This is a genomic window from Aeromonas sp. DSM 116730 (assembly GCF_046581335.1).
GTDB lineage: Bacteria > Pseudomonadota > Gammaproteobacteria > Enterobacterales > Aeromonadaceae > Aeromonas > Aeromonas rivipollensis.
Window position 1 is genome coordinate 2,350,048 of record NZ_CP144265.1, and the last position, 22,269, is coordinate 2,372,316.

The 22,269-nt window shown below is 62.2% G+C and carries 16 protein-coding genes and 1 pseudogene; 7 read left to right on the plus strand and 10 right to left on the minus strand.

Annotated elements, in window-relative coordinates:
• Positions 1-32: 32 nt before the first annotated feature.
• Positions 33-3,251, minus strand: coding sequence for an ExeM/NucH family extracellular endonuclease (locus Aeroheme_RS10700; protein ID WP_411165808.1), 3,219 nt, complete (start codon positions 3,249-3,251; stop codon positions 33-35).
• Between the two features lie 651 nt (positions 3,252-3,902).
• Here Aeroheme_RS10700 and Aeroheme_RS10705 point away from each other — a divergent pair.
• The 6 genes from Aeroheme_RS10705 to Aeroheme_RS10730 all read left to right on the plus strand — a co-directional run bounded on the left by Aeroheme_RS10705 (position 3,903) and on the right by Aeroheme_RS10730 (position 10,599).
• Positions 3,903-5,009, plus strand: coding sequence for an ABC transporter substrate-binding protein (locus Aeroheme_RS10705; protein ID WP_111912742.1), 1,107 nt, complete (start codon positions 3,903-3,905; stop codon positions 5,007-5,009).
• A gap of 119 nt (positions 5,010-5,128) precedes the next feature.
• Positions 5,129-6,181, plus strand: coding sequence for a FecCD family ABC transporter permease (locus Aeroheme_RS10710; RefSeq protein WP_139746157.1), 1,053 nt, complete (start codon positions 5,129-5,131; stop codon positions 6,179-6,181).
• Positions 6,174-6,944: an ABC transporter ATP-binding protein gene (locus Aeroheme_RS10715; RefSeq protein WP_408819307.1), complete on the plus strand. Its 771-nt coding sequence runs from the start codon at positions 6,174-6,176 to the stop codon at positions 6,942-6,944. Before Aeroheme_RS10710 ends, Aeroheme_RS10715 begins: the two co-directional genes overlap by 8 nt.
• Before the next feature lie 61 nt (positions 6,945-7,005).
• Positions 7,006-8,235, plus strand: coding sequence for an MFS transporter (locus Aeroheme_RS10720; RefSeq protein WP_411165809.1), 1,230 nt, complete (start codon positions 7,006-7,008; stop codon positions 8,233-8,235).
• Between the two features lie 344 nt (positions 8,236-8,579).
• Positions 8,580-9,485, plus strand: a complete 906-nt coding sequence (locus tag Aeroheme_RS10725; RefSeq protein ID WP_411165810.1) for a hypothetical protein — start codon at positions 8,580-8,582, stop codon at positions 9,483-9,485.
• 115 nt (positions 9,486-9,600) lie between these two features.
• Positions 9,601-10,599 carry a hypothetical protein gene (locus Aeroheme_RS10730; RefSeq protein WP_411165811.1) on the plus strand — a complete coding sequence of 333 codons (999 nt, stop codon included), beginning with the start codon at positions 9,601-9,603 and terminating at the stop codon, positions 10,597-10,599.
• Positions 10,600-10,677: 78 nt separating this feature from the next.
• Here Aeroheme_RS10730 and Aeroheme_RS10735 read toward each other — a convergent pair.
• The 9 genes and pseudogenes from Aeroheme_RS10735 to Aeroheme_RS10775 all read right to left on the minus strand — a co-directional run.
• A pseudogene (locus tag Aeroheme_RS10735) lies at positions 10,678-11,081 on the minus strand (AEC family transporter); the annotation flags it as partial.
• Positions 11,082-11,201: 120 nt separating this feature from the next.
• On the minus strand, positions 11,202-11,426 hold the full coding sequence (locus tag Aeroheme_RS10740; RefSeq protein ID WP_411165812.1) for a hypothetical protein: 225 nt from the start codon (positions 11,424-11,426) through the stop codon (positions 11,202-11,204).
• The gene (locus Aeroheme_RS10745; RefSeq protein ID WP_411165813.1) at positions 11,423-13,372 is read right to left on the minus strand and encodes a hypothetical protein; all 1,950 of its coding nucleotides are present in this window, start codon (positions 13,370-13,372) and stop codon (positions 11,423-11,425) included. Before Aeroheme_RS10745 ends, Aeroheme_RS10740 begins: the two co-directional genes overlap by 4 nt.
• A gap of 41 nt (positions 13,373-13,413) precedes the next feature.
• The gene (locus Aeroheme_RS10750; protein WP_411165814.1) at positions 13,414-13,818 is read right to left on the minus strand and encodes a hypothetical protein; all 405 of its coding nucleotides are present in this window, start codon (positions 13,816-13,818) and stop codon (positions 13,414-13,416) included.
• A 28-nt stretch (positions 13,819-13,846) separates the two neighbouring features.
• Positions 13,847-15,004, minus strand: a complete 1,158-nt coding sequence (locus Aeroheme_RS10755; protein WP_411165815.1) for a hypothetical protein — start codon at positions 15,002-15,004, stop codon at positions 13,847-13,849.
• Between the two features lie 2 nt (positions 15,005-15,006).
• Positions 15,007-16,200: a hypothetical protein gene (locus tag Aeroheme_RS10760; protein ID WP_411165816.1), complete on the minus strand. Its 1,194-nt coding sequence runs from the start codon at positions 16,198-16,200 to the stop codon at positions 15,007-15,009.
• Positions 16,201-16,304: 104 nt separating this feature from the next.
• Positions 16,305-19,931 carry a curculin (mannose-binding) lectin protein gene (locus Aeroheme_RS10765; protein WP_411165817.1) on the minus strand — a complete coding sequence of 1,209 codons (3,627 nt, stop codon included), beginning with the start codon at positions 19,929-19,931 and terminating at the stop codon, positions 16,305-16,307.
• Entirely contained in the window at positions 19,928-20,296 is a 369-nt protein-coding gene (locus tag Aeroheme_RS10770) for a hypothetical protein (RefSeq protein WP_411165818.1), read from the minus strand. Before Aeroheme_RS10770 ends, Aeroheme_RS10765 begins: the two co-directional genes overlap by 4 nt.
• The gene (locus tag Aeroheme_RS10775; RefSeq protein ID WP_411165819.1) at positions 20,293-21,621 is read right to left on the minus strand and encodes a hypothetical protein; all 1,329 of its coding nucleotides are present in this window, start codon (positions 21,619-21,621) and stop codon (positions 20,293-20,295) included. The genes Aeroheme_RS10770 and Aeroheme_RS10775 overlap by 4 nt, the downstream gene beginning before the upstream one ends.
• A gap of 309 nt (positions 21,622-21,930) precedes the next feature.
• Between Aeroheme_RS10775 and Aeroheme_RS10780 the strand changes: the two genes are divergently transcribed.
• Positions 21,931-22,269 (plus strand): hypothetical protein, encoded by a 339-nt coding sequence (locus Aeroheme_RS10780; RefSeq protein ID WP_103261839.1) that lies wholly within the window; start codon positions 21,931-21,933, stop codon positions 22,267-22,269.

The following is a 22,269-nucleotide window of genomic DNA, read 5'->3' on the forward strand; positions in this document are numbered from 1 at the left end:
GGCCCCTTGTGTCATCTGCATGCTCACTCTCATCAGTGGCGACCGAAGGGCCACCAGGGCTTGTCGTTGTCCTGGATGTCGACCCGGGTCTGCTGCACCGCCCCCGGCTGGGCCCCTTTCAGCTTCTCGAGGTTGACGCTGAACTGCTCGGTGGACTCCACGAACCAGTCGTCCAGGATCAGCACCTTGATGGACTTGCTGCCCCCCTCGCCTGCGGCCCAGCTCACCGACTGGCCGAACCAGGGCAGGAAATCCAGCCCCCAGCGCGCCGTGATCCCCTCAAGGCTCAAAGTAGCACGGGCGGGTTTGCTGAGATCGCCGCTGCGCACCAGGGGGATCTCGGCAAACCACTGGCCCTCGTTCACCCTCATGCTGGCGCTCGCCAGGGCTATGGTGGAGGGCGCCAGCTTGTCCTTGATGGTCACCAGGGTCTGGTGCTGCTCACCCAGGGCCGCGCCGCTTGCATCGAACAGCTCCAGGGTGAAGGTCTCATCCCCCTCGTGCAGGGTGTCGCTCTTCACCGGAATGCTGATGGTCTGGCTGTCGCTCTGGCCAGCCGCCCAGTTCAGGGAGCCGGTGAGTGGCGCCACGTCCTTGGCATCGGCGCTGCCGTAGGCGACGCGGTAACTGACGCTGGCCTCCCCATGGCTCCCGTCCCGGCGCGCCACGGACAGCGTGAGGGTACTGCCCTCCTCCACGCTGGCGGCGGCGCTCTCCAGGCTCAAGACTCCGGCGGGCGGCATCGGGTACTGAATGGCCACCAGCACGGGATCGTGATCCGAGGCGCTGAAGGGCCCCTCGGATTTCACCAGCTGGCCGCTGTACTTGTTGCCGTACTCGAAGAAGTTGCTCTCGGCGGAGTTGATGTGCCAATCCTCGATGCCGATCACCTTGGCCGCGAGGCTGGGGTTTGCCAGGGCGTGATCCAGGTTGCCGAGCTCCCCCTCGTAGCTGTAGGAGTAGGTGTCGGTGCCGTGGAAGCGGGTGTTGAGGTTTACCAGACCATAGCCCTTGCCGAGGGCGCTGCCGCTCTCCTCATAAGGCTGGCCCGCCAACGTGGTGAAGGAGGCGCTCAGGATCTGGCGCGCCTGGGCGGCCGGATCATAGTCGGTCAGCACCCGGATGGGATCCTCCATGCCGTAGGCGTTCAGATCCCCGATGAGCAGCAGATCCCCGCTCACCCCCTTGAGGCGCTCCCCCAGCACCCTGGCGGCGGAGACCCGCAGGGCGTTGCAGTGGCCCTGACCGTCCAGCGGATCGGCGCTGGCGTAGTCGGGGTAATCCTCGAAGCAGGCAGAGCCCTTGGACTTGAGGTGATTGACCACCAGGGTCAGGGGCGCATCCCCCTTGGGGGAGCTGAACCGCTGCAGCAGCGACTCGCGCATGCCCTGGTTGATGGCCACCGGTTTGCCGCTGGCGTCCTGGGCCTCGGCCTGCTGCACCGGCAGCACTATGAGGCTGGCGGCCCCTGCTGGCGTCACGCTGGCGGGTCTGTAGATGAGGCCCACGGTAATGGCATCTGTGCCTATGGGCTGGCCATCGGGGGAAGCCACCCAGGCGTAGTGATCCGCCTCGTCCGGCTGGGCGGCGTTGAGGGCCGCCACCAGGTTGGCGATGGCGGAGTTGTCGCCGTAGCCGTTGTTCTCTATCTCCATCAGCCCCACCACGTCGGCGTTGAGGCGGGTGATGGCGCTGACGATCTTGGTACGCTGCTTCTCGAACTCCGCCACTGTCATGGCGCCACGGTTGCTGCCGGTGGGGTTGGTATCCCCGCCCACCACAGTGGTGAAGAAGTTGAGCACGTTGAAGCTCGCGACCCGCAGATCCCCTGCCTCGGCGAGCTCCGGGGTCTCTACCCTGTCCCAACCGCTGTGATCGATGTCGCTGCTGTCGATGCGGTTGCTGGCCACCAGCCGGAACAGGTTGTAGGAGTAGCCGAGCGCCCCCTCCAGCCCGTTGAGTTTGTCACCGATACGCAGGTAACCATCCTCTGCGTTGAAGCCGGGATACCAGGGCAGCACGCCGTCCGGCGCCTTGGCGTCCGTCTCTACCACCAGCTGGTTTTGCTGGTTGTGCAGGGCCCAGTCGCTCGCCTCCTGGCTCAGGGCGGCAAACTTCTGGGTCGACTTGATGAGGGGCGCGCCATAGGCCAGCACCAGGTTGTTGCGCTTGCCGTCGTAGTCGAAGCTGAAGTTGCGGGTCACCACCAGGCTGGATTCCGGCACCAGCCGCACCTGCATCCCCTCGTGGCGCTCCAGCAGCTGGCTCAGGCTCTCGCCTCCCACCGGTACCAGATCCACCGCCGGCAGCAAGGCCCCCACCGGTTGGGTTATCACCAGCTGATCGGCACTGAGCTGGGTCTGGTTGAAATACTCTTTGACCTTGCCCGAGACGCACACCTCGGCTCCCGGCACCAGGGCGCCGTTGACCTGGGTGCTGTGGATGAAGAGGCCGTCCGAAGTGGCCGGATCCCCGTCCCCCTGCGCGTCCTGAATGAAGAAGCCCTTGTAGAGGCCGCTCACCACCTGGGTGACGACACCACGGGTGGCATAGGCCTGCTCCGATTCGAACTTGCCGGCCGGCACCAGCGGGCTGCTGCTGCCAGGGCCCTGGATGGCGGGCACGGGTATCAGCTGATCGACCGGGCAGACGAAGACGGGCGGCTGGGTGCCATCGCAGGGAGCATCGCCGCTGCAGCCGAGGCCGCTGGCGTCATCCTTGGGGGCGGCTACATACTCCTGCGCCGGATCGAAGGGGCCGGTCGCATCAGTACGGCCCGTGGTGACGGTGGCCTTGCGGCGCAGTGTCATGTCCAGGGTCGAGACGCTGCCGGACACCCAGGCCGTGCCCGGATCCACCCCCACCTGGCCTAAGCTGTCTGCAATCTCGCTGCCGCGATAGAGCACCAGGGCGTCGTCGCCGTTGAATACCAGGTTGCCGCTGGTCTGATTGGCCTTGGCCAGGATCTCGCCGCTGGCGGAGGGATTGGCCAGCACCAGGCTGGCCCCCGGGGCCAGGGTGCCTTGCAGCGCCAGGCTGTTGGTGGGGGCATCGGTGAGGGGTTTGCCGTTGGCATAGAGCGCCAGCCGGTATTGGGCGAGATCGACGGGGTCCGAGCCGAGGTTGCTCAGCTCCACCGCCTTGTTGTTGCCAGAGCCTTCCAGGTATTCGCTGATCAGCAGTTGCGCCTGTGCCTGTCCTGAGAGCGCCAGCCCGACCGCGAGCGCCACCAGAGAGTGTCTTCCTGACATGGTCAGTTTCCTTTTTTTATGGGCAGATTATGTTATTGGCGCCCCGCGCAAGGCGGGCCGCAGCACCTTGATACATGTCGAACTCGGCCAGCGGCCAAGATCGCGCCTACTCTGCCCCCTTAGCGGCGGAGTCGCTGGGAGCTGGCTAACAATGCCAACAAATTGTTGCGTGCAGGTGACGAGCAATACCCGTATGGGCAGGTTATTTCGCTCCCGAAGGCGGGGCGACGGGTTTGCCGATATGTTCTGCCGCCTCTGTGTCGTCTCGGCGCACAAGGGGATAACAGACTCTGACACAGGGATACCAATCCGCATCTTGGCAGGGTGCGGCCGAGGGCGGCCATGGGGGCACGGCGGCCTTGGCAAGCCGGTCGGTACAAGGCTGGGGGAATAACGGCAACCAGGGAGAAGCGCCGGGATAAATCGCCGCAAGGTCGGCGAGCCAATATTCCCCCTCGTCGGCAGGAAAATCCCATGGCCACAGTGAAAAACGATGCCAAATGAAACAGGATTTTATCCTGACTGACTGGGGCTAGACGGTCAGGCCCTAAAAAAGAGGGGGGAGCATGCAGACGGCCATTGCTTTTCGGCTCACGAATAGCAATAGTTCTCACTTCTTTTTTTAGGCCGTATCCCCCGAGGTTTCACAAGATGTTTCGTCACCCCCTGGCAAAGTTGCTGCTGCTTGGTCAGCTCGCCCTGATGAGCTGGATGGCACAGGCCGCCGCCCCCGTTGAAGTGGAAGATGTGATGGGCCGCAAGGTCTCCCTGAGCCTGCCCGCGAGCCGCATAGTGCTCGGTTTCTATCCCGAGGATTACCTGGCCGTGGCCGGTGAAGGGGGCGCCGATCGCCTGGTGGGCATGTCCCGCGGCTGGTTCGTCAAGTCCCGCCCCGCCATCTGGTCCCTCTATGTGGCCAGCCTGCCGCAACTGGCCAAGGTGCCCGACCTTGGCAACGTGCAGGATCAGAGCTTCTCCATCGAGAAGACCCTGGCGGTCAAACCCGATCTGGTGATCCTGGCCCAATGGCAATACGAGGCCCTGGCCCCGGATCTGCCGCGCCTCGAGCAGGCAGGCATCCCGGTGGTGGTGGTGGACTACAACGCCCAGACCCTAGCCCGCCACATGGCGAGTACCCTGCTGCTTGGCAAGGTGACCGGCCAGGAGGCCCGTGCCCAGAAGATGGCCGACGAATACAAGGCCAAGATTGACACCATCACTTCCCGGGTTGCCCAGGCGAAGCGCCAACCGCCCCGGGTCTACATCGAGCTGGGGGACAAGGGCCCGGCCGAGTACAGCTACACCTATGGCAAGGACATGTGGGGCGCCATGGCCCTGCTGGCCGGCGGTGACAACGTCGCGGCCCCCTTCGTCGAACGCTGGGGCCCCATACACCCTGAGCAGCTGCTGGCGAGCAAACCCGAGGTGATCCTGATGGCGGGCTACGAGAGCGTCAGCAGCGCAGAGGCGATGCAGGTCGGTCAGGACGTCTCGGCCGAGACGGTGCGCCAGCGTCTGCAGGGCTTTGCCGCCCGTCCGGGCTGGAGCGAGTTGCCCGCCGTGCAGCAGGGTCGCCTCTACGCCGTCTATCACGGCGCCACCCGCAGCATCATGGATGCCGCCCTCATCGAGTTCATGGCCAAGGCGCTCTACCCCGACTTGTTCGAGGATCTAGACCCCCTGGCCACCTATCAGGGCTTCTACCGCAGCTATCTGCCCATTCGTCCCCAGGGCACCTTTATGCTGGGTATCAAGTAATGGCAGGTTGAACCTGACGGGCCGGACTTTTCCGACCCGAGTCGGGAAAGTCCCTCTTCGTCATCCCTCTTCAACCCTTGCGGGCGCCCCTTGAGAGCGCCCGTTTCAGGATGGTTATCATGAATGATTTGGCTGCCCTGCAGCAGACCCTCACCCGCCAGCGACAACGGGAGCGCCGCCGCTGGCACTGGCTGGCGCTGCTCACCCTGGTGCTGTGCATTACCCTGGTGCTAGACATCGCTACCGGCCCCTCCCTGCTGCCCCTTGGGGAAGTGATCGATGCCCTGCTCTCCCCCGCCCAGGCGGACTCCATGACCCGCACCATCGTCTTTGACATGCGCCTGCCCATCGCCCTGATGGCCCTGGTGGTCGGCGCCTCCCTCGGCCTTGGCGGCGTGCAGATGCAGACCCTGCTGGACAACCCCCTGGCCAGCCCCTACACGCTAGGGCTCGCGGCCGCGGCCGGGCTTGGCGCCGCACTGGCGCTCTATACCGGCGGTCTCGGGCTGCCGCCCCTGATTGCCATTCCGGCCGGCGCCTTCATTTTGTGCATGTTTGCCGCCAGCCTCTTGTTTGGTCTGGCCATGATGCGCAACATCAGCAGCCAGACCCTGATCCTGGCGGGCATAGCCCTGCTGTTTCTGTTCCAGTCCCTGCTCTCCCTGCTGCAGTTCCTCTCCTCCCCCGAGCTCAACCAGCAGATCATGTTCTGGCTGTTTGGCAGCCTGATGCGCACCACCTGGGATGCCCTGATCATCACCGCTGCCGTCACCCTGATCTGCACCCTGCTCATCTACCGGGACGCTTGGGCCCTTACCAGCCTGCGTCTGGGGGAAGCCAGGGCCCGCAGCCTGGGGGTCAACGTGGACAGGCTGCGCATGAAGACCCTGATCCTGGTCGCCCTGCTCACCGCCACCGCCACCAGCTTCGTCGGCATCATCGGCTTCGTCGGCCTGGTGGCCCCCCACATAGCCCGCATGCTGGTGGGGGAAGATCAGCGCTTCCTGATCCCCCTCTCCGCCCTGTGCGGCGCCTGTATGCTGTCGGCCGCTTCGGTGCTCTCCAAGTCCATCATTCCGGGGGCCCTCTTCCCCATCGGCATAGTCACTGCGCTCATTGGCGTGCCCTTCTTCATCTGGTTGATCCTCGGCAGGGGGCGTAAACGTGCTTGAGATATCCCGACTCTCCCTCTCCCTCGGCCAGCAGACCCTGCTGCGGGAGCTCGACCTCACCCTGCATCCGGGTCAGGTCCATGTGATCATCGGCCCGAACGGGACCGGCAAGACCTCGCTTCTGCGCGCCCTGTTCGGTGAACTGACCCCGGCCGCCGGAGACATCCGCCTGGGGGGCCAGAGCGCCCGCCAGATGACCCAAGCCAAATGGCGCCAGCAATTTGGCTACATGCCCCAGAACATCCAGCTGGAGCTGGATTTGAGCGTCATCGAAGTGGTGGTGCTGGGGCGTCTCGACAGCCTCTCCATGCGCCTCGCGGACGAGGACATACTGGCCGCCGGTCGCGCCCTGCAGGCCCTTGGCATCGCCCATCTGGCGGATCGCCCCCTTTACTCCTTAAGCGGCGGCCAGCGGCAGATGGTGCTGTTCGCCCAGGTGCTGCTGCGCGACCCCCGCATCATGATGCTGGACGAGCCGGTCAGCGCCCTGGACCTTCACCACCAGATGCAACTGATGGAACACCTCTGCCAGCAGACCCGGGAGCAGCAGTGGATCACCCTGGTGGTGCTGCACGATCTCAACCTGGCGGCCCAGTTTGCCGATCAGCTGATCGTGCTGGCGGGGGGCGATCTGCAAGCCTTCGGCCCCCCCGCCCAGGTGCTCGACGCCGATCTCATCGAGCGCCTCTATCAGGTGCCGGTGCAGATAAGCCACGATCAGAGCGGCATCCCCTTCCTTCGTACCCTGCGAAGACAATCATGACGAGACTTCCCATGACAGCGCCTTCGGCCTGGCCCGCAACAGGCCCCCGGGTGCGCGCAAGATGAACGGCGCCTCCTACTGGCGGGACTGGCAGGGCATGAGCCCGGCCGCCCGCCTGCTCATCATCAATGGCCTGGCGTTCAACCTCGGCTTCTACATGATGCTGCCCTTCCTCGCCCAGCACATGGGCAGCGGCCTTGGCCTCGCCGGCTGGGCCTGCGGCCTGGTGATGGGGATGCGGGTCTTCAGCCAGCAGGGGCTTTTCCTCTTGGGGGGGACCCTTGGGGATCGCATCGGCTATCACCCCGCCATCGTCTGGGGTTGCCTGGTGCGATCGGTCGGCTTCCTGCTGCTGGGCTGGGCCGAGTCCCTGCCCATACTGCTGCTGGCGGCGGCCCTCACCGGCTTTGCCGGGGCCCTCTTCACCCCCTGCGCCCAGGCCTATCTGGCGAGCGAATGCGGCACCCCGAGCCAGCGCCAGCGCGCCTTCGCCCTGCACAATCTCGCCAGCCAGGCGGGCATGCTGCTCGGCCCCCTGGTCGGCCTGACGTTGACCCAGCAGAGCTATGCCCTGACGGGTATTCTGGCGGCTAGCCTGTTCGCCCTGCTCGGGGTGCTGCAGTATCGGGTGCTGCCCAAACGCCCGGTGGCCAACCAGAGCCCGCGCGGCGCCATACTGCGCCAGTGGGGCACCATTTTGCGTCAGCGCCCCTTTATGCGGTTCACCCTGCTGGCGGGCAGCTACCAGATCCTGTTCCACCAGCTCTATCTGGCCCTGCCTGCCCATATCCAGAGCCTGCCGGACGCCACCCAGCTGCTCGGCGGCGTCTTCACCCTCTCGGCGGTGATCGGCGTCCTGCTCCAGCTGCCGGCATCCCGCCTGGTGGAGCAGCGCCTTGGGGTGCCGCTCGCCATGGGGTTGGGTATCGGGATGATGGGACTGAGCTATCTGGCCCTGCCCCTGCTCTCCCCCTGGCCGACTGCGGGGGTATTGGCCCAGGTGGCCCTGCTCTCCTTGGGCTCCATCCTCTGCTTCCCGCTCTTTGCCGCCCAGTTGCCCCGCTACGCCCCCCCAGAGCAGCTCGCCAGCTACTACGGCTTCTATGCCAGCGCCGGGGGCTGCATGGCGCTTTTTGGCAACCTCTTCATCGGTTTTATGCTGGGGGATGCAGGCAGCCGCCCTGCCACCGCCATCTGGCTGCTGCTGGCCCTCACCGGCCTGCTGGCCGGGTTTGGCCTATATACCCAACTGCGCAAGGATGGTCAGGTTCAGCCTGCGACCAATCAATAAACCGGGCGGCCAAGGCCGCCCGGTTTTTGTCTCCTACTCCCTCATTATTTCCGACTGATCCCATACCACAGAGACAGAGCGATATGTTTGGTGTCAGTGTTACCTGCCGGATAAGAACCCAACACCTACCTCACCAATGTTGCCAGTTCTCCCCGGTCGGTGATTTTGGCCGTAAAGATCTGGGGCGAGTGTTAAGAAGAAAAAGGATGAAATAAACTCTCAGAAATGAATCATGGTAGAGGAAGGTAAAACAAGGGGTTATGGCGAATTCTTGTGATGTATCACAGGAAGAGTGTGAACATTCGATTATGCTTCGCCAATCACACCTACAGCACTTCAAAACAATGCTCGCACTTCTTAGCGGAAACCTACATGCAGGACTATCGGGCCTTGATCTACAGGAACCATCATTTGATCTTGGCTGCGGACTTACATTATCAAAGACATATGCCCACCTGATGGCTCCGTTCTTGATGGCGTTTAAACCCGCACCGAAAGGCTCCCACCATCCCGCCCCTTGGAAAGCTGCACATGGAGGAATCAGCTTCGATATCAGTGCTGAATTGTATATACCAAAAACGATCGAAACTGAGTTCGGTTCAACGTTCAAGGTGGCACAAACAGTTCTCTTCCTCTTGCGACTCGGTGTTAATCCTGCAACGACGCTACCTGTCTTCTCTAATCACGCATTTTCTGCACTCTCAGCGGTCAAAGATGATGACGCCCACTTGCTACCATTTGAAGTTCAACAACGCCACTTTCCTCTTATTGTTGATAAAAGTACCGCTAATCCAGAGGATATCCGGTGGCTCTCCGAACGATGGCAAGTTACTCATAAACTGATACTTAATAGTGCGGAATTCTCATTAGCCGTAGAGGCCATTGACAGTGGACAATTCATCCGGCAGCCCGCATTAGCCCTTGTTTCCCTTTGGAGTTCACTTGAAGCACTTTTTTCTCCATCCACAGCGGAACTAAAATTTCGTGTATCAGCCTTAATCGCAGCGTTTCTAGAACCACCTGGTTCCTTACGGCATACTTTACAAAAGGATATTGCAAAACTATATGACAAGCGTTCTGCTGCAGCGCACGGTAAACCAAAACATAATTCTGATGATTTATTGGCTACTTTTAATTTACTGCGGCGTGTGCTCTTAGAGATCATTGAACAAGGTGAAGTTCCAAATAAAGACACTCTTGAGGCTGCACTTTTTGGTGCCACTCAAAGTGTAAATACGGCTACAACTTAATTTTCTTATATTAAAAGTTTACTCCCCGGATGCCAAACCACTCGTATCCCATTCATTAATTGATATTTTTAAGCTTTCTAAAAACATTATCATAACTATGAGAAGAGGCTTATTGATGAACAAACGAATAGAAGAAGCTAGAAAGGTTAGTGAAGCATTGCTAGATGATTTGGAAAATTCCACTTCGAATATTGATGCAATTCTTATGCGGGCAAAGCGACTTGCTAGATTGATGAGAGATACAGATGCTCAGTTATGGCTTGATCTTGAAACCATGGGGTATCCTGATAAATTCTCATTTTCAATACTTGGTAGTTGTAAAAAATATGCTATTTCAGGAGGAAGGCTTAATTTGAAGGATTCCACATATATTATGTCAAGTCTTCCCACTTTAGAAGCAAACGCGGAGACCGATGAAGCCCTATTAAACTCTCTTCGCTCTGTCAGCGCTCCAACTACTACAGTTAAGGACTACCTTGAAAAGGGTGCAACTGAAGCTTTAATGGCAACCCAGCTGACGATTCAAGCTCAACAAAAGAAAAATTATGCCGCCAGTAAATCTTTATACTCATCAATGAAGGCAGCAATACATAATTTTGCCACTGACACGTATTTATCAGTAGAACTAGGTGATGCCGCTGAAGGCATATTTGAAGGAGCAAGAACATTGGTTGACTCATTCATTCGTTCTCATTGCCCTAAAGCAGCTGAAAAAGTAGTAGCAATAAATGAAAGAATGAGAGATGGAGATGCTGAATCTCTTTCCTCAGCATTAACTACTTGTAGACGTGTTTTTATGGATGTTGCAGACTCAGTCTTTCCAGCAAGAGATGAAGATTGGAACGACAGAAAAGGACGCCCGCGCAAAGTTGGTACTGAACAATATAAAAATCGTATACTTGCATACCTTGCTGGCTTAAACGATAGCGAAGGTAGCTATTCACTTTTAGAATCTGAATTGGAACACGTAGCGGGCCGACTAGATAATTTATACGAAAAAACGTGTAAGGGTGTACATGTTGATGTCACATTAGATGAAGCCAAGCTAACTGTTATTCACACATATTTATTCTTAGGTGAAATAGCTATGTATACTACCAATAATAAGAAATAGTAATTCACTGGCAGAATAAAAGCGGCGGAACTCTTCGCCGTTCAATTTGCCCCGATCCAGATTGAGCCCTCCAAAACTCTAACTTCCCAGATGCAGAGCCAGCCAGACAGCGAGGGGGATCACCAGCACCGAAAGCGCATTGCCGCCGAGCACTATGCTGGCCACCTTGTCGGGCTGGCACTGGTACTGCTCACAGAGCATGTAATTGAGCACACCGCCGGGGGCAGCGCCACCGAGAGCATCAGGAGCGGGATCCAGGCAGGATCCAGGGGCAGCAGCCAGATGGCGATCCCAAGGGAGATGCCCCCCGCCAGCAGATAGAGCAGGTTGCACTTGAGCGCCAGCCCCAGGTGGTCCAGCTCCCCTTCCATCAGCCGGATGCCGAGGGCAAAGAGCATCAGGGGCACAGCTATCTGGCCAAGCAGGGAGGCGCTGGTCACCAGATAGTCCGGCAGCGGGATCTGCAGATTGGCCACCAGCAGCTGTAGCCCGCCGCGAAAAATGAAAAACATTTCTGGGTAAAACGATAAACAGAGCTCGGCCGCATTTATCAAACTCGGTGAATCAGGAATCGCCAAGATTGAAAGGCGCTTAACAGGTACTTAAACCTCGATTTCATAGGTTGGTAAATCAGGGGCGGGCCCAATGATAGCACCACTCTGATAGAACGCCTTCTGGCCGATGGCCACCCCTCCCCCTCGCACGATCACCACGCCCCCGCCCGGGGTCTCCAGTGTGGTACTGGTTCCCGTCGATGCGGTGACGGTACCGACCAGCAGCGGGTCGGCACCGGGTATCAGCTCCTGGAACTGCTTGAACAGATTCATACAAATCGCTCCACACTCAGTTGCTGGCGTACCGTCATGGCCCGGCCCTGCAATTCAACCGCGACCCTGACGCCTCTGTTAAAGCCCTTCCAGCCATCCACCGCGAGCAATGCCCCGGGCAGGATGAGACCCGTATCGGCAGACAACGGCAGCTGTATGGTCTGGGTGCGCCTCGGCATGGTCTTGGCCAGCCCCACCACCCCCTGGGCGCGTGCTGCCACCACATCGCACACCAACGGGTGGGTGATGGCCGGTGCCTGTCGCTCCCCTGCCGTGCCTTGGCGCAGCACCCGGGCACTGATGCCCTGATGACCACCGCTGACATAGATGCCGTTCGCCGCCTGCCCCGGCTGGAAGTCGCTGCCCAGCGTCGTGATGATGGCGCGGGGGATGGCCACGTCGGCCAGCGCCCCGTCGAGCTGCCAGGGCACGGTCGGATAGCGAGGCTTGATGACCAGGTGCCGATCGCGCTGGTGCGGCAGCACGAACCCGCCGGCCGCCTCGGCCAGGTACTTGATCGCCTCGATGGGGGTCTGACTGTCCAGGCTGAAGAAATCGCCAGGTACCAGCCAATCCGGTGCTTGCCAGTCCAGGGTCCAGCCGAACGGCAGCAGGGCCTGCGCCAACTGGGCCATGGTGGCCGCCGCGCTCTCGCTCACCGATTGAGCCAATACATGGGTCGGCGACAGGTAGGCTGTGCGAGAGCGCCCGGTGAGGGTCGCTGACTCGCGGGCGAAGCTCTGGCTCGACTGCCAGCCATCGCACACGCAGTCCCACTGCTGGCCATTGACATGGATACTCACCTCCTCCTCGTCCGTCATTTCGGCTGCCGCGATGAGCGGGATCTGGGCCGTGAACTGCCAGGCCCAGGAGTCGGTATCGAGCTCGATGCTCAGCGAGGTGGCGGGGATGTCGATCCCGTCCCTGACCCGCACAATGCTTGCTGCGTTGCTCACCAGGTAAACCCTCCGGGTTGGTATAACGATGTGGGCCTGCCCGAACCAGACAAACTCCAGGGAGGCATCCCCCCGGGGGCGGCCAAACGCCAGCACCTTGGTGCGCTTGTCTGGCCGCACCGGGGTAATGGGTGGCTTGGGAGGTGGCGAGGTTCCCCAGGGGGGCTGCATCGCCTCCTCCCACCGCTCCAGCCAGCCCTTGTGCAGGGGCAGGCCAAGCTGCCACTGCTGGCCGCTCAGGGTGAATCCTTGCGGGGCCCCCTGCTGCCAGCTGCCGGGCTGCCACACCTTGTCCTGGCGCGGCGGGTTGCGATAGCCGTTCACCTGCCAGCGGCTGACCGGGGCCCCCTCGACCCAGAGCGAGCGGGTGACAGCATGACCAGGTGGCAGGCTGTCGAACCATTGCCCATGGCTCGCACCCAGCGGCAGGGCCTCGTCAAACAGCCCGCGCACCGGTTCATGGTGGCACGGCAGCTGTTCACTGAGATCCACCACCACCGCCATCAGTGGCCCAGCCTCCTGCCAGTCACCTGGACAGGTCGCGGGGGTCAGTGCTGGCCGTTGCCAGTCGCTGGCCACCGCCGTGGTCACCATGGCGGCCCTGTCCCAATCCCCTGCGCTGGTGTGGCTCGGTCCCCTGAACACATTGATGTCATAGTCCGCCTCGATGTCGTGCAGCGCCGCCCGGGTGGTGCTGGCCAGGGTGGCCTCGATGACCACGCTGGCACTGATGGCGGGCACCGGCGCCGCCAGCTCTGCGGTCAGGTGGCCGGGATGAATCAACCCGGTCGAGGTGGCCAACACCGGCGCGGTGCTCTGCCCCTGTAGCAGCGCGGGCAGCACCAGCCCCGGCGAGCAGGTCAGGCTGGGCGGCAGGCTGGTGCCCTGCAATACGGCCACGTAGCGCACCACCAAGAGCGGGTTCAGCTCCAGGGCGGCGCTGGCCTTGCGGGCCTTGCGCAGTTCAAGCCGGGCGTCTGTTCTGGCCATGCTGACCTCGGGGCTCAGGGGGAGCGGTTAGGGTTCGGTGCTTATGGTTCTGTGATAGTGGCGCTGTTGATGCGCACCATGGCGCCGGTAAACAGCTCGGTGGCGGGGATCTCGATGTCGGCACCTAGGCCGGGCGGCCCTACCTCAAGATCCGCCACAAAGTCGCCGGCCCGGTTGGCGATGCGCCCCCAGGCATGGATCCCGCTGGCGGTCGCCATCTGCTCGGCCAGGGGCTTGAGGGTCAGCACCCCGCCCGTCACGCTCTGGGCGCAGGGGTGGGGGAACTGCAGCGCCACCAATAGCACCTGGCTGGTGATGGCCGCCCCGGGGGCGGGTCTGGGGCCGGTGTAGATCTTGAGGGTCGCGGCGCCCGCGCTGCCCTCGTCGATGGCGGCCGCCAACAGCAGGGCGCGGCTGGTGCGCAGGGCATCAGAGAAAACGAGCATATCAACCTCCGCAGGTCATGCAGCCCGGTCAGACCAGGCCGACCCCCTCACCGGGGGCGTAGGGGGTGGGGAGCTGGTAGTCGGCGGCCACGGCGTTGTAATCGGCGGGGCCGAACGCGGGATCGTCCTGGGCGACCAGCATGTAACGGCGGTTGAGCCAGAGCAGGTCGAACCGGTATTTGCCATCGCTGGCACGGCTGTAGGTCTCCCCGATGAGGTTGCCCGCCTGGTCGAGGCAGAGCACTCGGCGCCGGACCCCCTCCCCGTCGATGGTGACCGTGCTCTCGATGTAGCCCTGCAGCACGTTCTGGTTCCCGTCCCTGACCCAGGTCAGATCTTGCCCCTGACAAAGCGGGTCAGCCGTCACTGCGACCGCCGGCATGGGGCCGGCATAGACATGGCCAGGACTGCCGCGCCAGGCCACATCCTGCGGCTGGAACTGGGCGCGGGGCTCCTGGTTGGCCGGGAGGGCGGTCAGACGCGACGTTTTGAATCCCATGGAGCCAAGCAGCAGCGTATTCCTGGCCAGGATCTCGTCGGGGGTCAGTAGCCGGTTATAGATAGCCACATGGGCCATGTAGCCATCTGCCCCGACTGCCCCTGCTCGGGAAAACAGGTGCACCGGAATGGCGGTGGTATCTAATTGCGCACTGCTGCCGGTGTTAAGGCTGACCTGACTCGCCGAACCGTTGATGACGGTGGTCAGTTTGGGGCCATCCAACATCAGCACGATATGGGCGATCCCCGGCAGGTTGTTGGCCCCGCCCTGAAAGATGGCGGGCTGGGTCGGCAGCCCCAAAAAGGCCGAGATAGAGGGTTGCAGCCCTGCTGCCGATGGTTGACTGGACGAAATGGATTGCACCGACCAGTTGCGGTTAGTCCCGCCTCGCTCCAGCCACACCAGGTTGGCGTCGCCGACGTTGGCCACCACCAGTTCGATGGTCAGCTTGCTACCCCGAAACTCGACCCGATCCGGGACGGTGACCAGCGGCGAACTGACCCCCTTGGTCATGGTCAGATCCATGTTAAACAACGTCTTTATCTGCTGGCTGAATGTGCCGCTTTGGCTGCCGTGGTGGGCATTGGCCGACAGGTCCTGCCCGAGGTTGGTGGGGTTGTCCAGCGGGTAATAGACCACCGGATTGCTGGCAAGGATAAGATCGCGCAGAGCCTGATCGGTTGCCATGCTTACCTCCAGGGACCGGTGAGATCAAAACCCATCATGGTGATCTGCCCCGCCACGGCTTGGCTTTCCGCATACCCCACCCGAATGAAGCGCACAATCTTGCCGGGCAGGGCGGGCAGGTTGCCAAAATTTTTTCGATCCCAGCCAGCGATGGTGGCATAGGGTACGATCAACCCTGGCTGATAACCGCGCAGATGTCCGCCTGACTCCATTACCATGACGGGGTCGGTGCTCATATAAAAAGCATTGTCTGGGCTATTGGGGGCATTCATACCTATGCCAAAGCGGGCAAACACCCCTTTTAACCACATCCCCGTAGTACCAAACAGCTGATGGTATGGCCTGGCCAGATTGCGATTGGATGAATCGTCAACGTTAGGGAAACCGTTGCCATAGGATGTGTTAATAGAACCCGCGCCGCCGAACCAATTGCGACTCACCTCAGTGGCGACAAGAGATGGGTAATACATCATGAAGGCATGATAACGATCCCCAGGCCGCACCGACTTGAGATAACCAAAGCAGTACACAAACTGGTAGTTGGCCGCGGCATAGGCGGGCAGAAAGTAGAAAAGTTGGCTGTCACCGACCAGATCCCAGCGACCGTCGCTGTAGCGTTTGGTGGCGGGCCAGCGGAAGTCGGCGATCAAGGTATAGGTGTTGATGTCCACCACATCCTCAACCAGTTGTGCCTTGGCAAGATAAGCATTACTGGCTCCCGTCCAGCCAGAAAACGCCGTGTTGTCGATGCGAAGGCTCACATTGCCCGACTCGCTGACGTTGGTCGGCCGGTAGATGGCCACCATGCCGTCCCCACTCTCAAAGGTCAGGGTCCAGCCCAGCGGCGCCACCTTCATGCTCATGGTGCCGCTGGCGGCACTGCCCGGGTTGCCGCCGTCCAGCTCGAACCAGACCTCGGTGCTGCTGACCTTCTTGATGCGGTGCTCGCCGTTGTAGGCGGCCGGGCTCGCGCCGCTCACCTCGACCACCGAATCCTGCAGGTAGGCATGGCCGCCGGCGATGGTGGCCTTGGCGGCGCCCTCGGTGGCATCCCACACCAGAGCATTGATGGTGAGGGTGCCGAACCCGGTCACCAGCACCGCCTTGAGCAGGGCCGTCAGGGCCCCGGCGCTGGTGTCCCCCAGGCTTGGGGCACCCTGCATCTGACTTGCGTACCATTTCACCGGAAAAGCCATGGTGTTCTCCTGATTGGGTTGGGTGGGGCAATCTGCCCCACCCGATTAAGGGGCTGGCGCGTCAACGGGGTGCAGGCCCTCGGCGCCGTAACTTTCCTGCACTGCTATCGGTTGACGTTGCCGCGCAGCTGCAGCTCGAACTTGTCGGTCTCTTGCGCCGCCACCGACTGCAGGATGGTGCGGATCACCCAGAGCGGATAGGCCGCCGCCTGGGTGGTGAAGCGCAGCACGTTGCCGTTTGACCAGCCCGACCCCCAGCCCCGGTGATCCAGCCGGAAATAGGGCTGGCCGTTGTTGGGGTTGATGGGGGCCAGGTCCGTGTTCACGTCCCCCACCGCTATCTGGCCCACATGCTCCCCGACCAGCACAAAGCTGGTGCTGGAGGTGAAGATGATGGCCCAGCGCTCCTGCAGGGTGGCGCGGTTGGTGACCTGGATCGGGTAGTCGGTGTCGTTGTACTGCGCCGTGGACTGGTCGCCGATGAGGTAATCAGACCAGACATTGGTCCAACTCTTCTGATCGAACAGGCCGGTATAGCGCGCCCACAGGTCGCCGATGATGAGCGCACTGGACACCAGGGTGTCGGCGGCGTCATAGGCGTGAGACAGCGGCCGGGCCAGGGTCAGCCTGCCCGAGATCTCCACGTCGCTGACCAGGCTCATGTCCTCGATGCGGTGCACCACGTAGAGGGGTTCGGCGTAGCCGGTCAGGTTCAAGGGGCTGGCCAGCGTCACCACGCCGCTGTCGAGGTTGACGCTGTAGAGCGCCTGGGCCAGCTGCTTGCCGTCCTTGTCCTCCACATGGGCATGGGCCAGCCGCTCGCGGCCGGTGTTGAGCTGCTGCCCGGCACTGACCCCCATGGGGAACGCGGCCTTGCGGGTGCTGTGCACCACCACGATGTTGCCCTTGCGCAGGAATGGCACCCGACCGTCAGACGGCAGGCGCACCGGATCCAGCCCGATGATGTCGGCATCGAGCGGCAGATAGCTGAACACCACGCAGTTAAAGCGGATGGTGTCGGCCACCACGCTGAGCGGGCGCCAGATCTTGCCATCCTCCCCCACCTGTTCGGCGTCATACCAGGGCTGCCCCTCGTTACCGGCGGCCGTGACCTTGCGGCCAAAGCGCACCCACACCACCCCGGTCTGGTAGTTCACCCGCCCGTCCATGTCGGTGGTGGTGAAATAGCCGTCGCCGTCCGCCGTCGCCTCGATGCGCCGCCCGGTGGCGGTGTTGGCACTGAGGTAGAGGCTGCCAGGGGCCACCGGGGCACCCGGGGTGCGGAAGGTCACCGCATCCACCGACTGGACGCTGAACGAGGTAGCCAGGGACTGTAGCGACGGCTGGGCGCCCTGCCCGGCTGCCCAGTCGGCCAGCACCGCCAGCCCGTTGCTGTAGTCGATGGTGCCCGCCTGAATGCCGGCACCGGTCTCCGGGTCCGGGTTGCGGTAGAGCAGCCCTTGGCGGTCCACGTAGGTGCTCCCCCCCAGGGTGAAGCGCATCGAGCCCTCCAGGATCGCCTCGGCATATCCCGGGGTCACGTCGATACGCAGCGCCTGGGCGGTCAGGGTGGCATTCTGCGCCAGGGCGCTGTTGTTGTTGCGGTAGGTCACATCGACCCAGCCCCCCTCGCCATCGGGGAAGGTGTAGGCGGTGTTGATGTACTGGAAGCCGGTCAGGGTCCAGCGCATGTCGGTGTACCAGGTGCCCGTCACCGGATCCTGATGGCTGCCCGCCGGCACCCAGGCATAGGTCGGCTCCGGCAGCAGGGCGGTGCCATCCGGCATAAAGTGCAAGGTGCCGGCACCGTAGTCGATGGCTCCCAGCACATTGCCGCTGGCGTCTTTCAGGTTGCCCTGACCGTCATCCTGCAGCGTGATGATCGGGTCTTTCTTCTCGATAGAGAGGATTTGCTCATCGGCGGCCACGATGTTGTAAAGCGCGTTGAACTTCACCCGCACCGACCCTGGGGTGAGGTTGAGCGCACCACCGCCGTCACCGTCCAGGGTGATGGAGAGGTGCCCCACCTGGCCGGGGGTGCTCAGACGGCCGGGCTCGATGTGGCGCTCGGTCACCGGCTCCCCATACTGGTACTGGGCCACGTACTCCTGGCCCAGCGCCGGCAGGGTGATGTGCTCCAGGTCGATGATGCCCTCGGCGTAGTTGATGGTGCCGGTGATGGCACCCCGGATCCGCCCATCCCCCACCGCGTCGTTGGCGGTCAGGCCCGACCCCCAGGTCAGGATCAGGCTCTTGGGGGTGATGCCGGTGTGGGGCAGTTGCCAGGCGCTCTTGCTGATGCTGATGGGCTGGCCGCTGCGGTTGGTGTAGTTGACCGGGGTGGCCCAGCTGAACAGGATGGCCGTGTCCACGTCCGGCAGCGCCCCCAGGGTCAGCATGACCGACCCGGTGGCCAGATTGACCACACCTGACCCGTAGGATCTGTCGGCCCCGAACAGTTCGCCACGGCCGTTGTCCTTCAAGTCGTACCATTTGCCTTGCGCCATGAACGACACCGTCAGGGTGCCCGGCGCCGGGGTCGGCATCAGGGTGATGGTGTAGGCATAGCCCCGGTTGTTGGCCTTGATCTCGATCTGGGCCGTGTCGGCGATGCGCGACGGCCTGGCCGCCGGCCAGAACGCGATCGTCTTGCTGGCGCCGCCGTAGTTCGGGCACTGGGCGTTGAACTCCAGCTGGCCACGGCCATAGTTGATGGCGCCGATGACCGACCCCGCCACCACCAACTCGCCGCCCTTGTCGGTGATGGTGGCGGCGCCGATGGTGATGGTCAGGCTGCCCGGCTTGGCACTGCTGCCGAGGAACAGGCCCCGGCTGGGGGCGATGCTGGCCACGGTACTGAAAGACACCTGCCCCTTGCCCGAATCCACCAGGCTGGCCAGCTCGCCGGCAGCGGTCAAATCCACGGCCGGGGTTTCAGAGCGGGCCGCCGGCACCAGCTGGGTGAAGATGGTTTTCGCCTTCACCTGGAGTGCGCCAAAGTGGGCATCCTCGGCCAGCTTGGTGGTGGCGAAGTAGTTGGCCGCATCGGCCACCACCGTCTCGCGCAGCGCGGTCTTGGGGTTGGTCACCACGTCATAGGGGGTGGGCTGCTCCCCCTCGAAGGTGTAGCGCAGGGGATCGGCCAGGGTACAGGTCACCACGTTGCGGGTGAACTCCGGCACCCCTGGGATCTGGAATTTGGCCAACTGCTGGCCTACGTCCAGTACCCTGACGTACTGCTCGAACTCCCCTGCCTGGCCCTCGTTGCCGACCAGCACCAGGGTCTCGCCGATCTCCGGCAGGCGCACCTCGACCCGCTGGAAGAAGCGGATCGCCCGCTGGCCCTGCAACTGGGTGTCGTAGAGGAAGCCGCGCCACTTGGGCCCCCGCGCCAGATAGCGCTCCAGCAAGTCGCGGGCCTCGGTGCGAGTGTCGTGATGATCCTTGCTGCTCATCAGGCACAGGCCGACGTTGGGATCGGCCGGCGGCAACAGCACGGTGGCATTGGCGCCATAGTAGGTGGCCGTGTCGTCGGTCTGCACCGCCAGAAACAGCTTGCGCAGGTTGACCACGCCATAGGCGCGATCCAGATCGGAAATGTCGGGAAAGACGCTGTTATGCTCCCCGCTCACGATCTCGTGACCGGTAACCCGGCCACCACCATCGGGCGTGTCAGTCAGCCGCTGGCTGGCCATCAGCCGAATGTCGCCTGATAAAATCCCGGTTGTCATGCAGTTACCTCGGTCAGGTTAAGGGTCAGGGCATAGGGCTCGCCCGCTTCGGGGTCTGCCATCTCGATCAGGGCCGTCACCACCACGCCGGGGCGGCGCCAGAACACGGTGCGCGCCACGCCGTCGAGCAGGGTCAAGGTCAGCAGTTGGCTCGGCACAGCCTCCAGCACCTTGAGGATCTGCACGGTGGCGCGGGGGCAATGACCCACCAGGGTGATGGGACGGCCTGACGGCTTGGCCGTCTCTTCGACCAGCAGCGCCCCGCTCAGGGTGGGGGTCACCACCTGCTCGACCGGCGCCCAGTCGAATTCGTCGCGCCAGACCAGATCATCGGGTAACAGCACGCTGTTTAAGGTCACGTTCATTGGCGCAATCCCTGCTGTGTAAGAAGGCTGATAAAGGCCTGGGCATTGGCTTCATCGGCTTGTACTCGCGCCCTGTCCCCGTTCGGGGCCCGCAGCTCGATGATGATCAGCTGGGGCTGGCCTTGGCTTGGCTGGTTGGCATTGGCGATCGACTGACTCGGCTCAGGGGCGGCTTTGTCCGCCTCCTTGGCCTGGGCTTTACTCAGCTCCTGCTGGAGCTTGGTGCGCATCGCCTCCATCTCCTTCTGGAACTTCTCGCCGTAATACTTGCTCCACTCGCTATAGGCCGGAATGTCTTTGACCTTCTGGCTGTAGCGGGCCAGCTCCTCCTCCACCCCGGCGAGGGTGTTGGCCAAGGCATCGGCGTTGCCGCGCAGGCCGTTGATATCCACCGTCTTGTAGAAGAAGGAACCGGCATCGGCCGTGCGGGTAACCGCTCCCCGGCCACTGCCCGCGCCGCCCCCTGCCGAGGCCACTGCACTGCCGGTCTGCTCGACCTCATCCTGCACGCCGCCCCCTGCCGAGGCCACTGCACTGCCGGTCTGCTCGACCTCATCCTGCACGCCGCGCAAGCCCTGGCGCATGGCATCCGTTGCGCCCTTGGCCCGCGCGGCGGCTTCATCAAAGCCATCACCGATGGCGGCCACCGCCTGTTTGGCCTCCCCGCTGCCGCCCTTCACCTTGTTCATGGCGTCGGCGGCGACAGACATGGATCTGGCCAGTGCATCCCCAGTGAGCTTGCCCTGGGCGGCCAGTTGCTTCTGGCGTTCGATCACCGCATCGATCTCGGCCTTGGTTTTTGCGCTGTTGTAGGCGCTGGCCAACGCCTCCTCGATGGCGGCGGCACTGGCACCGGTGTGCTGCACCAGCACATCCAGGGCGCCCAGGGTCTTCTGAAAACCTGCCCCGATACGGCCATTGGCCCGCTCGAAATCCAGCCCCAACGCCGCAAAGGCCTTGGCCAGTTCTGCAGCCCCATCGGCGCTTTGGCGGGTGGCTTGCCCCATCAACTGCTGCTCGCTCACCATGGTCTGCGCGGCCTGGGTGGAGCGACTGTCCAGTAGCAACAGGGTCTCGACCACCGCAGCCAACTGTTGGCCCCAGCCCTGCCACTGGGGGGTGGATTGGGCCAGCAGTTCGCCACTCTCGGGCAGGCTCTGCTGCAATGACTCCTGCGCGTCGGTCAAGGTGGCCGTTGCCGTGGCCGCCTGTGCACTGCCGGGGCCAAGAGCCTCCAGCTCGGACAGTAGACCTTGCAGCTCTTCGCGGCCAACAACACGGGCAACCAGCTCCAGCGCGAGTTTGAGGGTTCGGGGGTCTGACATGGGCAGCCTTACCAACAAGTGAACAGACATGCTCATTCTGCCCATGCAAGGCGATGCCAAGGGGTTATGGTGGATTAAAAAAAGAACGCCACAAGGAGGTGAAACGCTAGAATGAAAGGAAGGATGTGTGATATTTTGCCACTCCATCCCTGCATAAAGGGAGGGTTAACAGCCAATATTTGTATGGTTTACAAGCGAATTCGTGTGTACTCAGCCTCTTCTTGGCGCTAAGCTTGCCAGCAAGCTTAGCGCCAAGAAGAGGCTGAGTGACCAACCAACTGTCAGGCACGGCAACAAAGGAGGTGCAACATGACAATCTCGATGCACTCTTTACTGCAAAAAACTGAAGTGGTGAAAGAGGTCAGCAATAACAGCTTTCCGCGCCCCATCCAGATCCGCCGTGATATCACAAGATACAATCAGCCAAGATACATAGTGCTGTGGCGTGATGAGTTTGAAACCAAGCGCAACGACAGCAGTGCCGAAAGCTACTACATCGAACCGATCGCAGAGCTGTTAGTCAAGAATGACAAGCTCCGTTATGCCGTCAAACCGTCGAGTCACCACAGAGTTAACTCACGTTTTGACGAGGCGGTAAAATGCGCAGTCAACGAAGCGCTGACCCAAGAGCTGCAACTGCTGGCATAA

Coding starts and splice junctions, on each gene's coding strand:
- Aeroheme_RS10700 (WP_411165808.1), bottom strand. CDS start 3,251: ATGTCAGGAAGACACTCTCTGGTGGCGCTCGCGGTCGGGCTGGCGCTC.
- Aeroheme_RS10705 (WP_111912742.1), top strand. CDS start 3,903: ATGTTTCGTCACCCCCTGGCAAAGTTGCTGCTGCTTGGTCAGCTCGCC.
- Aeroheme_RS10710 (WP_139746157.1), top strand. CDS start 5,129: ATGAATGATTTGGCTGCCCTGCAGCAGACCCTCACCCGCCAGCGACAA.
- Aeroheme_RS10720 (WP_411165809.1), top strand. CDS start 7,006: ATGAACGGCGCCTCCTACTGGCGGGACTGGCAGGGCATGAGCCCGGCC.
- Aeroheme_RS10725 (WP_411165810.1), top strand. CDS start 8,580: ATGCTCGCACTTCTTAGCGGAAACCTACATGCAGGACTATCGGGCCTT.
- Aeroheme_RS10730 (WP_411165811.1), top strand. CDS start 9,601: ATGAACAAACGAATAGAAGAAGCTAGAAAGGTTAGTGAAGCATTGCTA.
- Aeroheme_RS10740 (WP_411165812.1), bottom strand. CDS start 11,426: ATGAATCTGTTCAAGCAGTTCCAGGAGCTGATACCCGGTGCCGACCCG.
- Aeroheme_RS10745 (WP_411165813.1), bottom strand. CDS start 13,372: ATGGCCAGAACAGACGCCCGGCTTGAACTGCGCAAGGCCCGCAAGGCC.
- Aeroheme_RS10750 (WP_411165814.1), bottom strand. CDS start 13,818: ATGCTCGTTTTCTCTGATGCCCTGCGCACCAGCCGCGCCCTGCTGTTG.
- Aeroheme_RS10755 (WP_411165815.1), bottom strand. CDS start 15,004: ATGGCAACCGATCAGGCTCTGCGCGATCTTATCCTTGCCAGCAATCCG.
- Aeroheme_RS10760 (WP_411165816.1), bottom strand. CDS start 16,200: ATGGCTTTTCCGGTGAAATGGTACGCAAGTCAGATGCAGGGTGCCCCA.
- Aeroheme_RS10765 (WP_411165817.1), bottom strand. CDS start 19,931: ATGACAACCGGGATTTTATCAGGCGACATTCGGCTGATGGCCAGCCAG.
- Aeroheme_RS10770 (WP_411165818.1), bottom strand. CDS start 20,296: ATGAACGTGACCTTAAACAGCGTGCTGTTACCCGATGATCTGGTCTGG.
- Aeroheme_RS10775 (WP_411165819.1), bottom strand. CDS start 21,621: ATGTCAGACCCCCGAACCCTCAAACTCGCGCTGGAGCTGGTTGCCCGT.
- Aeroheme_RS10780 (WP_103261839.1), top strand. CDS start 21,931: ATGACAATCTCGATGCACTCTTTACTGCAAAAAACTGAAGTGGTGAAA.